The sequence below is a fragment of the Pedobacter sp. 01N416 genome, from assembly GCF_056399685.1.
This window is the reverse complement of record NZ_JBFTRT010000934.1, coordinates 1-971: the sequence shown is the minus strand read 5'-3', so window position 1 is coordinate 971 and position 971 is coordinate 1. Positions and strand designations below refer to the sequence as shown.

General features: G+C 40.1%; 1 protein-coding gene. It reads right to left on the bottom strand.

The window, feature by feature from the left end; translation table 11 throughout:
* Positions 1 to 364 precede the first annotated feature (364 nt).
* A complete protein-coding gene (locus AC1DND_RS28500; protein ID WP_477586292.1) occupies positions 365 to 871 on the bottom strand; it encodes a D-glycero-alpha-D-manno-heptose-1,7-bisphosphate 7-phosphatase in 507 nt (168 codons plus the stop codon).
* Positions 872 to 971 lie beyond the last annotated feature (100 nt).

The window sequence follows — 971 nt, the reverse complement described above, 5'->3', positions numbered from 1 at the left end:
TAGGTGGCCAGGTACTTACGAAATCTCAATGGGCAAGCGCATGGAAGGATTTCGTAAGTATTAGGTGGGGAAAGGCGTAATAGAATTCCAGAAGCTTCTGACTTACGAAGTTATTCATCCGCTCCTTCCCTTTCTAAACTTCGTAAGTCATCGCGTTATTTTGCGTTAACGATGGAAACGGCATCCTTTTTGGCTGTCATCCTGTCCAAAGGACTCCTGTGGAGAGTGTAGTCGAAGGACAGCCAAAAAGATACAGTGTACAGCGTGTTAAAACGCCCAAATGATCAAACTTTAATCAATAATCTAATCCATAAATCAATATAAATCTGGACTTAGCGTTTTTTATGCACTTTAAAAAGAGACTTTAGACTAAAGACTCACGACTAAGGACTTCCTTTATTTTCTCATAACTGATCTGCTCATCAGGTTCGATTAGAATACCTTTCACTCCTGCCCCATTTGCAGCTTCAACATCTCTTGGTTTATCGCCGATCATAATAGATTGTGCCGGGTCGATATCGTACATCTCAATTGCATCCAAAATCATTCCCGAAGCAGGTTTTCTACACTTGCATTCGCCACCAACAGTTGGATGATGCGGGCAATAATAAAAACCAGCAATATCGGCTCCTTGAGCAACAAAAGCATTGCGGAGCATTTGGTGCATAATGGCCAGCTCTTGTTCGGTATAACGTTTTAAGGCAATACCACCCTGGTTGGTAATTACGATTAAAAGATAACCTTCATCGAATAGTTTTTTTAATACTGGAATCTGGTAATCGAGGATTTTAAAATCTTCAACACGGCAGATGTAATCATATATTTCGTGATTGAGTACACCATCACGGTCTAGAAAAATAGCTTTATTCATTATTGAGATATGAGTATTGTGATTTGAGACGGTATCATAAATATAAATTTGTCATCCTGTCCAAAGGACTCCTACGGAGGTCCAAAGGACTCCTACGGAG

Bases quoted from the DNA above. Each gene is read 5' to 3' on its own strand.
- AC1DND_RS28500 (WP_477586292.1), bottom strand. From the start codon at position 871: ATGAATAAAGCTATTTTTCTAGACCGTGATGGTGTACTCAATCACGAA.